Annotated in this window: 12 protein-coding genes; 4 read left to right on the top strand and 8 right to left on the bottom strand. The window is 64.2% G+C overall.

The genetic code is table 11. The features are described from left to right. Nucleotides 1-12: 12 nt before the first annotated feature. From LGN17_RS19010 to LGN17_RS18990, 5 genes are all read right to left on the bottom strand, one after another. On the bottom strand, nucleotides 13-1,347 hold the full coding sequence (locus tag LGN17_RS19010; RefSeq protein WP_226198129.1) for a type II and III secretion system protein family protein: 1,335 nt from the start codon (nucleotides 1,345-1,347) through the stop codon (nucleotides 13-15). 66 nt (nucleotides 1,348-1,413) lie between these two features. Beyond that, on the bottom strand, nucleotides 1,414-2,325 hold the full coding sequence (cpaB, locus tag LGN17_RS19005; RefSeq protein WP_226198128.1) for a Flp pilus assembly protein CpaB: 912 nt from the start codon (nucleotides 2,323-2,325) through the stop codon (nucleotides 1,414-1,416). Between the two features lie 85 nt (nucleotides 2,326-2,410). After that, the gene (locus LGN17_RS19000; RefSeq protein ID WP_175952936.1) at nucleotides 2,411-2,881 is read right to left on the bottom strand and encodes a TadE/TadG family type IV pilus assembly protein; all 471 of its coding nucleotides are present in this window, start codon (nucleotides 2,879-2,881) and stop codon (nucleotides 2,411-2,413) included. Next, complete coding sequence (locus tag LGN17_RS18995; RefSeq protein WP_226198127.1) at nucleotides 2,878-3,378, bottom strand: prepilin peptidase; 501 nt, start codon at nucleotides 3,376-3,378, stop codon at nucleotides 2,878-2,880. Before LGN17_RS18995 ends, LGN17_RS19000 begins: the two co-directional genes overlap by 4 nt. Before the next feature lie 84 nt (nucleotides 3,379-3,462). Further along, on the bottom strand, nucleotides 3,463-3,633 hold the full coding sequence (locus LGN17_RS18990; protein WP_175952938.1) for a Flp family type IVb pilin: 171 nt from the start codon (nucleotides 3,631-3,633) through the stop codon (nucleotides 3,463-3,465). Nucleotides 3,634-4,311: 678 nt separating this feature from the next. Between LGN17_RS18990 and LGN17_RS18985 the strand changes: the two genes are divergently transcribed. The 4 genes from LGN17_RS18985 to LGN17_RS18970 all read left to right on the top strand — a co-directional run bounded on the left by LGN17_RS18985 (nucleotide 4,312) and on the right by LGN17_RS18970 (nucleotide 9,902). Next, nucleotides 4,312-5,982, top strand: a complete 1,671-nt coding sequence (locus tag LGN17_RS18985) for a collagen-like triple helix repeat-containing protein (RefSeq protein ID WP_226198126.1) — start codon at nucleotides 4,312-4,314, stop codon at nucleotides 5,980-5,982. A 40-nt stretch (nucleotides 5,983-6,022) separates the two neighbouring features. Then, on the top strand, nucleotides 6,023-7,444 hold the full coding sequence (locus tag LGN17_RS18980; protein ID WP_226198125.1) for a collagen-like triple helix repeat-containing protein: 1,422 nt from the start codon (nucleotides 6,023-6,025) through the stop codon (nucleotides 7,442-7,444). Between the two features lie 144 nt (nucleotides 7,445-7,588). Beyond that, nucleotides 7,589-9,274 carry a ShlB/FhaC/HecB family hemolysin secretion/activation protein gene (locus tag LGN17_RS18975; protein WP_226198124.1) on the top strand — a complete coding sequence of 562 codons (1,686 nt, stop codon included), beginning with the start codon at nucleotides 7,589-7,591 and terminating at the stop codon, nucleotides 9,272-9,274. A 166-nt stretch (nucleotides 9,275-9,440) separates the two neighbouring features. Beyond that, nucleotides 9,441-9,902, top strand: coding sequence for a DUF2147 domain-containing protein (locus LGN17_RS18970; protein WP_175014796.1), 462 nt, complete (start codon nucleotides 9,441-9,443; stop codon nucleotides 9,900-9,902). 103 nt (nucleotides 9,903-10,005) lie between these two features. On the opposite strand, the gene LGN17_RS18965 is transcribed toward LGN17_RS18970, so the two are convergent. From LGN17_RS18965 to lpdA, 3 genes are all read right to left on the bottom strand, one after another. Then, on the bottom strand, nucleotides 10,006-10,416 hold the full coding sequence (locus LGN17_RS18965) for a transposase (RefSeq protein ID WP_226198123.1): 411 nt from the start codon (nucleotides 10,414-10,416) through the stop codon (nucleotides 10,006-10,008). Between the two features lie 144 nt (nucleotides 10,417-10,560). Next, the gene (gene zapE, locus LGN17_RS18960; RefSeq protein WP_226198122.1) at nucleotides 10,561-11,658 is read right to left on the bottom strand and encodes a cell division protein ZapE; all 1,098 of its coding nucleotides are present in this window, start codon (nucleotides 11,656-11,658) and stop codon (nucleotides 10,561-10,563) included. Nucleotides 11,659-11,756: 98 nt separating this feature from the next. Then, on the bottom strand, nucleotides 11,757-13,187 hold the full coding sequence (lpdA, locus tag LGN17_RS18955; RefSeq protein WP_085038893.1) for a dihydrolipoyl dehydrogenase: 1,431 nt from the start codon (nucleotides 13,185-13,187) through the stop codon (nucleotides 11,757-11,759). Nucleotide 13,188 lies beyond the last annotated feature (1 nt).

The raw sequence follows: 13,188 nt of genomic DNA, 5'->3' as shown, positions 1-13,188 counted from the left end.
CTCGTCCCGCATTCATTTCGAAAATCCGGGCGCTGCATCGGGTGATGCGATACCGCCAAGATACGACCGCCACACCGGTCCATCGCGCTGTTCGGACAGTTCACCCGGCGTGGTGGGCAACGGCGCGCCCTTCGCGATCGGCGCAACGAGATGCGGCGTCACGATGATCACCAGTTCCTTGTCGTTCTGCTGATAGTTCAGCGACTTGAAGAAGGCGCCGATGATCGGCAGGTCGCCAAGAACCGGCACCTTGTTGATGTTCGACATCGTTTCGCGGTCGATCAGGCCGCCGATCACGAAGCTCTCCCCGTCGCCGAGCTCGACCGTGGTGTCGGCGCGGCGAGTCGTGATCGCCGGGACCGAGACACTGTTGATCGTGACGCCATGCTGAAAGTCGAGCTGGCTCGATTCGGGCGCCACCTTGAGTGCAATGCGGCGCTGGCTCAGCACAGTCGGCGTCAGGGTCAGACCAACGCCGTATTGCTTCCAGTCGATCGCCGTCGAGCCGAGCGCCTGCGGCACCGGCACCGGGATTTCGCCGCCGGCGAGAAAGCTGGCGCTTTGCCCGGACAACGCCACCAGGGTCGGCTGCGCGAGCACGCGGGCAAGATTGTTCGCCTCAAGAATCGAAATATTGCCGAAGATGCCGCGACCCGCCGAATTCACCACCAGGTTGAACGCGGACGCGATCGGAATACCGGCCGTCGCGGTGAATCCGGAGGTCGCACCGCCGGTCACCGACTGGAGACCGCCCGGCGAAAATGCGCCGAATCCGAAGCCGTTGCTCTGCTTGAAGAAATTCAGCCCGGCTTCCTTCAGCACCGAACGGCTGAATTCGACGACCCGTACGTCGACTTGCACGACGCTCCGGTTACCGACCGTCGAGGTGTCGATCACCGCCGCATCCTTGCCGCCCATCCGCTTGCCGACGGCAACTGCCCGCTCGTGCGCGTCAAGCGATGCTGCCGAGCCCGACACGACTGCCGTACCGCCATACGCCCTCACGGACGGTCCCGCACCGTCCAGCACGGCCTGTGCGGCCGCATCGACGATATTGACGTTCCACACCGTCGGCTCATCGCGGCCGCGCTCCCACAGCATCACATTTGTCGAACCCGGTGCCTTTGCAACCAGCAGCACATTGCCGGCGCGACTGCCCTTCATGACCAGCACGTCGACGACCGACGGATCGCCCACAGCGATCCGCTGCAGCGTGCGGCCGGTAGCAACCTGTCGCTGCGAGCCAACCGCCAGATCGATCGACCCGTTTGCGCCAGCAGCCCCGGCCAACACGGCGAAGGTCATGGCACAGATGCCAATCGCGTATGCAATCAGTTTTTTTGTCATTGTGTCGGAGACCGTCGTACGGCCTTCTCCCTTCCGTTACTGCTGTCGATGACCGTGTTTAGGTTGTCAATAAGCGACCGTTTCGGTTCGCCCACCGCGAATCACTTCAATGCTGCTTCCGCTTTCGCGCGCGACGATCGGTGCACGTGGCGCGCGCGCCGGCACCTGCACACGAGGCGCATTGCGTGCCCGACCGCCCGACAGTTCATCGAGCCACACGCCGGCGGCCGCCTGCCCGGAAGGCGTCAGGTCACCGGCCGTGCGGATCGCGACCGTCTGCGTCGCGACTTCGTCATCGCGCGGATTGCGCAGCGCAAGCGTCAGTCGGCCGCTGGCTTCCGCGAGCGTCAACGCATCGACCTGTGCCGTCGGCACGGCGAGCACGGCGGTCCGTACCGCGCCGCCCGGGCCGCCGCTGCCGTCACGGTCAGGCGTCGCGTCGCCGAACGACAGGATCCGCAGCTTCGACATCAGCAATCGCGCCTGTGAATTGGGAATTTCCGATCCGGTTTGCGCCATCCCCGAGCTGTCGCGCCGCAAATTCAGGAACACGTCGACAAAGTTGCCGGGACGCAACCGGTTTCCGACTGCATTCGTCTCGTCGACCTTGATGGCCACCGCCCGTTCGCCGGGCGCCACTTGGTTCGCCAGCCCCGACGTCAAGCCCCCCTCGACGACCGGCGCAGCGGCAAGAATGTCGTTCGCAGGTATACGACCGACGAGCAGCGACGGATCACTGAAGCCTCCCGTCGGCATCATGGGTGCCGACGCCAGCTTCAGGGCATCGGCCGGAATCGGTTGACCGGCCGGCAACAGGCGCGTCGCAACAACCACCGGCACTGTCTGCACCACCGCCACGGCCGGCACCGCGGCCGGCGGATGAGCCGGTGCGCGACCGAGCATCCACGCATAGATCCCGAGCAGCACAGCGAGCGCAATCAGCAGCCCGGCGATGATCTTCGTCAAGTTGTTGCCCATGGTGAATGTTGAGTGCCGTAAATGTTGTTATGTCGATATGTGAACGCCGCTTGCGCCTGCTACCGCGCGCTACCCGGTGTCCGTTTCATAAAATGGTTGCCGGGTTGATCTGCACGGTTGCCGTGCCAGTCAACTGTGTCGGCGTAACGAGTCCGAGTAGGGGCAGCGACGGAACCAGTGGATTGGTCTTGTACGGATACGTCACCGTGACCGTCACGCAATACATGGTTGCGTCGTAGCTGCATGCCCCCGACACGGGTGTCGGAATCTGAACGTTGGCCAGCCACGACGTCAGCCCGATCGCCGTCGACTGCGCCGCCTTCGCCCGGTCCGTCAACGCCTGCGTCCCAGACCCGTTGGACTCGTACACGTAATTCAGCGCCGTGCGCGCGCCTTCAGTCGCGGCAAGCGTCAAACCTTGCTGAACAGCGAAGATCAGCCCGAACGTCACGATCGCGTACATGATCAGGAAGAACAACGGAAACACCAGCGCGAATTCGACCGCCGTCGCCCCCTGCTGGCGCCGCCTTGACGGTGGCTGGCACTGTCGCTTCATTGCCCACCCCCGGTACCGACAAGATAAGCCAGCCATATCGCGGCAGGGGCGACGAGACAGGCCGCGTATGGCGTCGCCCGCCGTGCGCCGAGCGCGAACGTCGGCGAACCGCGCGACCACAGTGCGCCCAGCGGCGTGTGAGTCAGCGTCATCAGCGCGAGGACATGTATACCAGCCGCAAGACTGGCGACAACCCACAGCCACGGCAATACCGACAAACCGCACCACGCGCCGAGAACCGCGAACACCTTCACGTCCGCCGCACCCATTACGCGAAATGCAAAAAGAGGGAAAAAACTCACGAATCCGACGAGCATACCGATCAATGCCTGCACGATTGAAATACCAAACGGATTTGCATTGACCAATGCACTGGCAAGCGCCGCCAAGAGTCCGACGACGACAAGCGAATTCCGAACAAGCCGAAATCGAATATCACCGGCGGCAACGAGCGTCGCCCAAGCAAAAAAGATGCTGGTGCAGAGAAGATGTGCCATATCGTGATCGACCGACCAAGTCGACGTAAGGGCGAGCGGGCCGCGAAAACGGACCGCTCGCCACCCACCAAACTACGGAGAGGATCAGCTGGCCGGCAACGAACTGGCAATCGTGGAGAACAATGCCGAGATCTTGGTACCGATAGTGGTGACACTACCGATGATCAAGGCCGCAATCAGACCCGCAATCAGACCGTACTCGATCGCGGTAACCCCGTCTTCTTCCCGAAGGAAGCGAATCAACATTGCTTTCATTTTATTCCTCGTGCCTGTATGTACATTTTTTGGCCTTTTATACGTATAAGTCCCCGCATATCCGGCCGGTTGCCCCACGCTGTTCGCCACATCTACTGCAACGACAACCGGGTGCACTTTCTTTATAGATTGCCCTGAGGGGCATGGCTCAACATTTGATGCAAGTTAACATTCGCGATAGTGATCCTCCTCGAACGCTGTGTACCGAACCGTACATTTCCTTACATCTGCTCCCGATTCTATATCCGATCCCATTTAATTTCCAACCTCTTTCAACGACTTGGATGGAAAAAAATGACCGGAAGCACAACGTATTTGTACGGCGTTTCGGTACGGCTTACACATAGGATTTACGATAGGTTAGATGTGCACACCTAATCCACCAGTAAAACAATCGCCTCGTCCACCAAGCCTGCGCAACCCCCACGTTACGTCGTACGCGTAACGCCAATGTTGTGACGTTACGTTACGCAACACTCGAAACCGTTCTCATTCGTCTGCCCTTAAACAGATTCAACAATCTTTCAATTTCCATAATCTCCTTTTCCGACAAGGAATTGCCCCGTTTAAAACCTGTTGCCGAACCGTCGGCCATCGAAATGGCACGACAGTTGCAGAGTAGTCCTCGCACCACTCAACACAACGCAGTTCACAACACATTTTTAACGCGAGGACAAAATGGACATTAAGGTTATCCCCCATGGCGTGTTCCGGACGACTCTGATCGCGGCCACCGTTGCAGCCATGCTTTCCCTCTCCGCGTGCGGCGGTTCCGGCTCCATCAGCCAGGGTCTTGGCGGCGGCTCGAGCTCCGGCGGCGGCGATTCGATCTCGACTTCGGGCGGCGGTACGTCCGGCTCGAGCGGAACCTCCGGTACGAGCGGCACGTCCGGCACCAGCGGTACCTCAGGCACGAGCGGTACGTCCGGCACCAGCGGAACCTCGGGTACGAGCGGCACCAGCGGCACGTCGGGCACGAGCGGTACCTCGGGCACCTCGGGTGTGTCGTCGAACCCAGTGGGAACTGTCCTCGCAAGCAGCAGCAACATCGTCACGAGTGTCGGCGGCACCGTCTCCGGTCTCGGCTCCGTCATCGGCAGCCAGTCGCTGCCGGGCGTCAACCCGGCCACCACGCAAGCCGCAGGCGGCATCGTGCAAAGCGTCGGCGGTGCGGTGACCGCACTCGGCAACGGCCTCGGCAACGGTCTCGGCCAGCTTGGCGCGACGAAGGATCCGCTCGGCACGACGCTCGCCAGCACGGGCGGCGTGGTCAACCAGCTCGGCGGCGCAGTCACGCAGACCGGCAACCTGGTCACGAGCCTCGGTAGCGGCCCCCTGTCGCCGCTCGCACCGGTCACGGGCACTGTCGGCGGCCTCGTGTCGACGCTCGGCGGTGCCGTCTCGAACGGCGGCGCCACCCTCACCAACGCACTGTCGACCGGCCCGATCCAGCAAGTCACGCAGACGGTCAGCTCTGCCATCACGCCGATCACGACGATGGTCGGCCAGACGACCCAGACGATCGGCACGGCGACCGGCCTCGGCGCGCCCGTCAACACGCTGCTCGGCACGGTCGGCAACGGCCTGAACCAGGCCGGCGCCCTGCTCGCGTCCACGGGCGGCAACCCCGTCACGACCGGCCTTGGCAACACGGTCTCGTCGACGGGCAACACCGTGAAGGCCGTCGGCGGCCTGCTCACAGGCGGCACCGGTGGCGTGACCAACCCGCTCGCACCGCTCACTGGCCTCGTCTCGACGGTCACGGGCGCACTCGGCGGCGCAACGGGCGGCGGCAGTAGCCCGCTCGCTCCGGTCACCGGCCTCGTCTCCACGGTCACCGGCGCACTCGGCGGCGCAACGGGCGGCGGCAGCGGCCCGCTCGCTCCGGTCACCGGCCTCGTCTCCACGGTCACCGGCGCACTCGGCGGCGCAGCAGGCGGCGGCAGCGGCCCGCTCGCCCCGGTCACCGGCCTCGTCTCCACGGTGACGGGCGCACTCGGCGGCGCGGCAGGCGGCAGCAGCAGCCCGCTCGCCCCGGTCACCGGCCTCGTCTCGACGGTCACGGGCGCACTCGGCGGCGCAACGGGTGGCGGCAGCAGCCCGCTCGCCCCGGTCACGGGCCTCCTCGGCGCTGTGACGGGTGCGCTCGGCAGCGCGACAGGCGGTGCTGGCGGCGGCAGCCCGCTCGCGCCGGTGACGAACGTCGTGTCCACGGTGACCAGCACGGTCGGCGCACCGGCATTGACCGGCGGTACCGGCGCAGTGACGAACTCGGGCTCGTCGTCGAATCCGCTCGCGCCCGTCACGTCGCTGATCGGCGGCCTGCTCGGCGGCACGCACGGCAAGTAAACCAACATCCATCAATCGACAAGACAGCGAGGAGTCAATCATGTCCCAGCAACGTTCCCTCACGACAGCCGCCCTGAGCCAGTGGCGCGTGCCCCTCACCGCCTTCGCCGCCGCCTGCCTGCTGGCCGCCTGCGGCGGCGGCGGCGTGAGCTCGCCGCCGACCAGCAGCAACAACAACCCCAGCAGCACGAGCGGCACGCCGAGCACGAGCGGCACCAGCGGCACGTCCACCGGCACCAAGGGTGTCGTCAGCACGGTTGGCCAGACGGCCACCGACCTCGGCAGCACGGTCGGCAACATCAGCGTGCCGGGCCTCGGCGACGGCGTGACGAAGGGCGTCGGCAGCACGCTCTCCAGCACCGGCACGATCGTCGGTGCAGCCGCCGATGCCGTGAGCAACGGGCTGGGACAGATCGGCACGACTAAGGATCCGGTCGGCACAACCGTCGCTGGCCTCGGCAATGTGGTCGGTGCGACGAGCAACACGGTGTCCGGGCTGAGCTCGACGGTCAAGGCACTCGGCACGGGCCCGCTCGCGCCGCTCGCGCCTGTCACGACCCCGGTCGGCACCGTGCTCGACACGGTGGCCAACGGCTTGACGGCCGCCGGCACGACGATCGGCTCGACGCTGTCGTCGGGCGCCGTGCAGCAGGTGACGCAGCCGCTCAGCTCGGCGATCACGCCGCTCGTGATCACCGCCGGCCAAGTCACGCAACAGGCCGGCACGACGACCGGCCTCGGCCAACCCGTCTCGGGCCTGCTCGGCCAGGTGGGCGGCGCGATCAGCTCGGCCGGCAAGCAGGTTGGCGGCACGTCGAGCCAGCCGCTCGTCGGCGACGTCGGTCAACTCGTCACTGCGGTCGGCAACACCGTGACCAACGCGGGTGGCCTCGTCAACCCGAACGGCCCGAACGGCGCGGCACCGATCCCCGGCCTGATCACGAGCCTCGTTGGCGGCTCGACGGCGACCGTACAGAACGGCACGTCGTCGGGTTCCGGCTCGACGAATCCGCTCGGCGGCCTGCTGTCGGGTCTCGGCTCGACGCCGCTCGGCTCGCTCACCGGCGCACTCGGCGGCGCAACCGGCGGCTCGGGCAGCAGCCCGCTCGCACCCGTCACGGGCCTCGTCTCCACCGTTACCGGCGCACTGAGCGGTGCGGCGGGCGGCAGCGGCGGCCCGCTCGCCCCGGTCACGAATCTCGTGTCGACGGTCACGGGCACGCTCGGCGGCGCAACGGGTGGCGCAGGCAGTGCAAACCCTCTCGCGCCTGTCACCGGTTTGCTGAATACTGTCACCGGAGCAGTGGGCGGTGCAGCAGGATCCGGTGGCGCGAGCCCGCTCGCGCCGGTCACGTCGCTGGTGGGCAGCGTCACGGGTACGGCGACGTCGGGCGGCGGCTCGACGGGTCTGCTGGCACCGGTAACGGGATTGCTGGGTACGCTGGGTAGCGTTGGGAAGTAAGGAGGACGGTCGCCCCTTCGCAGCCGGAGCGGATGGCGCGACCGTACAAATACAACCGGCATTGCGGCACGCGGCGCGCGGCACCCTGGTGTCGCGCGCCGGCATGACAAAGAAGACGAAGAGCAAGGCCTACGAGGAAGAACAATGAAATCCAGACTCGACAGATGGATGATGATGCTCGCCATCGCGGCGGCAGGCACGGCACATGCACAAACACGCGTCGGAGGTAACCCGCTCGATTCCCTACCGCAGATCAACGCGCCGAAAACCGGCCCGAGCGTGACCGTGCAGGTCGCACCGCAAGCGCCGCAATTGCAGGAGTTGTTGTCGCGCCACCTGACGCCGACGACGTTCCAGGTCGAAGGTGTGAAGTCCGTTCCGTTCGAGGAAATCTCGCGTCGCTTCACCCCTCTCGTCGGCAAGGACATCACGATCGGCGAATTGATCGAAACCGCCAACGGCGTGACGAAGCTGTATCAGGATCGCGGCTACGCGCTGTCGTTCGCGTTCGTTCCCGCGCAGACGTTCGAGAACGGCGTCGTGCGCATCACGGTTGTCGAAGGCTATGTATCGGACGTCAAGGTCACCGGCAAGCCTGGTGCGATGGAACCGAAGATTCGTGCGATCGCCGCACATATCACTGCCGATCGCCCGCTGCGCCGCGCGACGTTCGAACGCTACGTGAACACGTTCGGCCTGTTGCCCGGCCTCACGGTAAAGGCGAACGTACCGCCGCCGCAAACCACCGACGGTGCCACGACGCTCGAGCTCGCGGTCGACCGCAAGCCGTTCAACGTCAGCACCGGTATCGACTTCAACCATCCGGGCGTCCAGGGCCTCATCACCGCCACCGAGAACGGCCTCACGTCGTTCGGCGAGCAACTGAGTATTTCCGCGCTGGCGCCGCCGGGGCGCGACAAGCAGACTTATTTCGCATTCAGCGGCGCGGTACCCGTGGGCAGCAGCGGCCTGATCACGCGCCTCGACGCGAGCACCTATCGCGGCAAGCCGACCGACAACCCGGGGCTGCCGTCATACGTGCAGCGTACGGTCAAGAACGAGAAGCTGGGTCTTTCGGCATCCTATCCGATACTGCTGAACAACCAGCGCAGCCTGCTCGGTACAGTGTCGGGCTATGCGGCACACAACGAGGACAATTACCAGAACCAGATCACCGGCGCGACGCTCGACAACCGGTCGCAGGTTCGCGTGCTGCAACTGCAGCTCGACTACACGAACGTCCAGCCGAAGCAGGTGCGAAAGTTGAGCATCAACGTCGCCAAGGCGTTCGACATTCTCGGCGCATCGAAATCACAGACCGCCCAGGTGAACGGCTCGACGATTACGTACGCCGACCCGACATCACTGACCTTCGTCCGCACCGGCGCGACCTTCACGCAAACCAACGAATGGCCGTTCCGGATCGGCACGTCGGTCTCCCTAACCGGGCAATACAGCCCCGACTCGCTGCCGACGTCCGAGCAGATCTCGTTCGGCTCGACGCGTTACGCGCTCGGCTATCAGCCGGGCGAAGCGTCGGGTGACTCGGGATGGGGGATGTCGCTGGAGGTCAACCGCGGCTTCACGCCGGGCTGGACGTATATGAAGTCCGTTACGCCGTACATCGCCTACGACATGGCGCGTGTGTACCTGCACGCGGGCACACCGTCGCCGAATCGCATGTCGTCGGTCGGCATCGGCGTGCGTTTCACCGACAGCCGCTTCTACAGCCTCGACCTGAACGTCGCGAAGCCGGTGGGTGACGCGCCCGTCGAAAGCGCGTCACGCAGCCCGCGCATCAACGCCGCGTTCTCCTATCAGCTCAACTGATCGGTCACCAAACAGCCCGCGCCACGCGGGCTGTTTCGATTAGAGTCCCCTCTATCAAACGTGGCGCGCTGTTTCACGTATTCTGGCGAAGCTCGCAACATGCCCGCCCCATGCAGACGGTCGTGCGGGCAAATCGAACACGACATGCAAAACAAGGAGGACGACAATGATTCAACTGACCCGCCCGTTTCGTGCAATCGCCGTCGCCGGCGTACTGCTCGCTTGCGCTGCCCCCACGTTCGCACAGGCAGACAGCCCCATCGGCATGTGGCAGACGATCGACGACAACACGCATCAGCCGAAGGCACTCGTGCAGATCGCCGAGGACGGCGACGGTGCGCTGACCGGCAAGGTCGTCAAGGGCCTCGGTGCGAACGATACGCCTGATCGCCGCTGCACCGCCTGCACGGACGAACGCAAGGATCAGCTCATCAAGGGCATGACGATCATCAAGGCAATGAAGAAGGAAGGCGACCACTGGGACGGCGGCAACATTCTCGACCCGGAGAACGGCAAGGTCTACAAGTGCAAGATGACGCTTGAAGACGGCGGCCAGAAACTCATCGTGCGCGGTTACATCGGCGTGTCGCTGCTCGGTCGTTCGCAGACCTGGGTTCGCCAGCAATAATGCGGCTCGCGCTTAAACGCGCGGCTCAATGAAAAAATCGGCCTGCGACGAAGTCGTCAGGCCGATTTTGTTTTGGTGCGCGCGTAACGGGAACCCGCGAACATCACGCTGCATGTTTCAGCGCGTCTGGCGCATAGCTGCCAGGTGCGCGATACACGGGCGCCACATTGCTGCGCGCTTCCGCCGCTTTCGATTGCGTGTGCTTGCGCATTCGCGTGGACAATTCATTGCACAGATTGACGCCTGCGTCGCCATAGAGCTCGCGCATGATACTCATCAACGTACCCGTCTCGTGCCAGACCTTGAAGCGCCGATGGCAAGTTTGGTACGAAGGGTAACGGCGCGGCATGGCCGACCACGTTGCGCCACTGTAGATCACCCAGAGCACGCCGTTCAGGACGGCACGCGTATTGGCCAACGGACGGCCGCGCAACTCGGTGCGCGGCTGCATTTCGGGCAGAAGCGGCGCGACGCAGCGCCACTCGTGTTCGGTCAGATCGCGATACGGTGTCATGGATCCCTCCAGCCTTAGTAACCATGACACAACGATATCGGCTCACCTCAACAATGAATATAAGACAAATCCGAAAATACCCCGAGATTGCGTTGATTTGACCGGAATTGACGTTTAAATCCCGCCCGTTGCCGGGAATCGCACTCAGGTCAGCGACGTATCGACGATGCGGCGCGGCGTTTCGATATATTCCTTCGACTGCATTTCGACGATTCGCGACACCGTCCGTGCAAACTCGTTGGCCATCGGGCCTTCGACGTACAACTGCTCCGCCGGCACCGCCGCGGACATCAGCAGCTTGACCTTGTGGTCGTACAGCACGTCGATGAGCCACGTGAAGCGGCGCGCCTCGGACGCCATCCGCGGCGACATCTGCGGCACCTCGGACAGCACGATCGCGTGGAAGCGGCTTGCGAGCTCGAGATAGTCGTTCTGCGAGCGCGGGCCGCCGCACAGCGTCGCGAAATCGAACCATACGACACCGTCCGCCTTGCGCAGCGCCTTCAGCTCGCGCTTCTCGATATGCAGGAGCGGGCTTTCGTCGGGAACGGCAGCGAGCTTCTGGAACGCATGCCGCAATTCGCGATCGGCGTCGGCGCCGAGCGGCGTGTGATACATCTTCACCTGCGCAAGCGTGCGCTGGCGATAATCGACGCCCGCATCGACGTTGAGCACGTCGAGCTTGGACTTGATCAGCGCGATCGCCGGCAGCATGCGGTCACGATGCAGGCCGTCCGGATACAGGTCATCGGGATCGTAGTTGGACGTCATCACGAACTGCACGCCGTTGTTGAACAGGCGGTCGAGCAGACGATACAGGATCATCGCATCGGCAATATCCGACACGTGGAACTCGTCGAAGCAGATCAGCCGATAGCGCTTCGCGATGCGCCGTGCGAGTTCGTCGAGCGGATCGGCCTGCCCTTTCAATTCCTCGAGCTCGCGGTGCACCTCGCGCATGAATTCGTGGAAATGCAGGCGCGTCTTGCGCTGCACGGGCACGACCGCGTAGAAACTGTCCATCAGGAAGCTCTTGCCGCGACCGACGCCGCCCCACATGTAGACGCCGCGCGGGAGGTCGGGATGATTGATGAGCTTCTTGAATGCGTTCGAGCGGCGCGCCTTGTACTCGACCCACTCGTCGAAACAGTGCTGCAGGCGATCGACGGCCGCGCGCTGCGCGGGATCGGACTGATAGCCGCGCGTGGTCAGTTCGCGCGTGTAGTATTCGGTGACGTTCATCGGGCAAACCGGAAAAAACGAAGGCGGACGGGTAACCCCGCCCGCCCTCGTCATGAGACGGCTGCGCCGGCCGATGGCCGGCCGGCGCTATACCGCACTCAGCTGTTCAGCGAACGCTTGTCGACGGCGAGCGCCGCTTCGCGCATCACTTCCGACATCGACGGGTGCGGATGGCAGATACGGGCGATGTCTTCCGACGCCGCCTTGAATTCCATCGCCACCACGGCTTCCGCGATCAGGTCCGACGCGTTCGCCGCGATCACGTGCACGCCGAGCAGTTCGTCGGTCTTCGCGTCCGCGATCATCTTCACGAAGCCGTCCGGCGCGTTCATGCCGAGCGCGCGACCGTTGATCGAGAACGGGAACTTGCCCGACTTGATCTCGCGGCCTTCCGCCTTCAGCTGCTGCTCCGTCTTGCCGACCCATGCGATTTCCGGGTACGTGTAGATCACCCACGGAATGCAGTTGTAGTCGATGTGCGGCTTCTGGCCGTCGATCACTTCCGCGACCAGCACGCCTTCGTCTTCCGCCTTGTGCGCGAGCATCGGGCCACGCACCACGTCGCCGATCGCGTACACGTTCGGCACCGCCGTGCGGCAGTGGTCGTCCACGTCGATGAAGCCGCGTTCGTTCGCCTTCAGGCCGATCGCCTCGAGGCCGAGGTTGTCGGTGTTCGGCACGCGGCCAACCGACACGATCAGGCGGTCGGCGTCGAGCGTCTGCGCGTTGCCGTCCTTGTCGGTGTAGGCGATCGACACGCCGTTCGCGGTCGTCTTCACTTCGCCGATCTTCACGCCGAGATGGATGTCGAGGCCCTGCTTCTTGAACAGCTTGGCTGCTTCCTTCGCGAGCGCTTCGTCAGCTGCGCCGAGGAATGCCGGCAGCGCTTCGAGCACCGTCACTTCGGCACCCAGGCGACGCCACACCGAACCGAGTTCGAGGCCGATCACGCCTGCACCGATCACGGCGAGCTTCTTCGGCACCGCGTCGAACGTCAGCGCACCTTCGTTGTCCGACACAATCTTGTTGTCGACCGGGATGCCCGGCAGGTGACGCGCCTTCGAGCCCGTCGCGATGATCACGTTCTTCGCGGTGACGACTTCGGTTTCACCTTCGCCGCTCACTTCGATCTGCACGCCGGCGTCGGTCTTGCCGGTGAACTTGCCATGGCCCTTCAGCCAGGTGATCTTGTTCTTCTTGAACAGGAACTCGATCCCGCTCGTCATCTTCTCGACGATCGCGTCCTTGCGGCCGAGCATCTTCGCGACGTCGATCTTCACGCCGTCAACCGTGATGCCGTGGTCGGCCAGGTGGTGCGACGTGTTCTCGAACTCTTCCGACGACGCGAGGAGCGCCTTCGACGGGATGCAGCCGACGTTCAGGCACGTGCCGCCGAGCTTCAGCGCGCCGGCCGGGTTCTTCCACTTCTCGATACAGGCAACGGTCTTGCCGAGCTGCGCGGCGCGGATCGCGGCGATGTAGCCGCCGGGGCCGGCGCCGATCACGACGACGTCAAATTCCTTGGACATG

The organism is Burkholderia sp. AU30280, from assembly GCF_020420125.1.
In the GTDB taxonomy this organism is placed as follows: Bacteria; Pseudomonadota; Gammaproteobacteria; order Burkholderiales; family Burkholderiaceae; genus Burkholderia.
Note: the sequence above shows the minus strand (reverse complement) of the source record. Positions and strands in the feature narration are given on the sequence as shown.

Coding starts and splice junctions, on each gene's coding strand:
- LGN17_RS19010 (WP_226198129.1), bottom strand. CDS start 1,347: ATGACAAAAAAACTGATTGCATACGCGATTGGCATCTGTGCCATGACC.
- cpaB (WP_226198128.1), bottom strand. CDS start 2,325: ATGGGCAACAACTTGACGAAGATCATCGCCGGGCTGCTGATTGCGCTC.
- LGN17_RS19000 (WP_175952936.1), bottom strand. CDS start 2,881: ATGAAGCGACAGTGCCAGCCACCGTCAAGGCGGCGCCAGCAGGGGGCG.
- LGN17_RS18995 (WP_226198127.1), bottom strand. CDS start 3,378: ATGGCACATCTTCTCTGCACCAGCATCTTTTTTGCTTGGGCGACGCTC.
- LGN17_RS18990 (WP_175952938.1), bottom strand. CDS start 3,633: ATGAAAGCAATGTTGATTCGCTTCCTTCGGGAAGAAGACGGGGTTACC.
- LGN17_RS18985 (WP_226198126.1), top strand. CDS start 4,312: ATGGACATTAAGGTTATCCCCCATGGCGTGTTCCGGACGACTCTGATC.
- LGN17_RS18980 (WP_226198125.1), top strand. CDS start 6,023: ATGTCCCAGCAACGTTCCCTCACGACAGCCGCCCTGAGCCAGTGGCGC.
- LGN17_RS18975 (WP_226198124.1), top strand. CDS start 7,589: ATGAAATCCAGACTCGACAGATGGATGATGATGCTCGCCATCGCGGCG.
- LGN17_RS18970 (WP_175014796.1), top strand. CDS start 9,441: ATGATTCAACTGACCCGCCCGTTTCGTGCAATCGCCGTCGCCGGCGTA.
- LGN17_RS18965 (WP_226198123.1), bottom strand. CDS start 10,416: ATGACACCGTATCGCGATCTGACCGAACACGAGTGGCGCTGCGTCGCG.
- zapE (WP_226198122.1), bottom strand. CDS start 11,658: ATGAACGTCACCGAATACTACACGCGCGAACTGACCACGCGCGGCTAT.
- lpdA (WP_085038893.1), bottom strand. CDS start 13,187: ATGTCCAAGGAATTTGACGTCGTCGTGATCGGCGCCGGCCCCGGCGGC.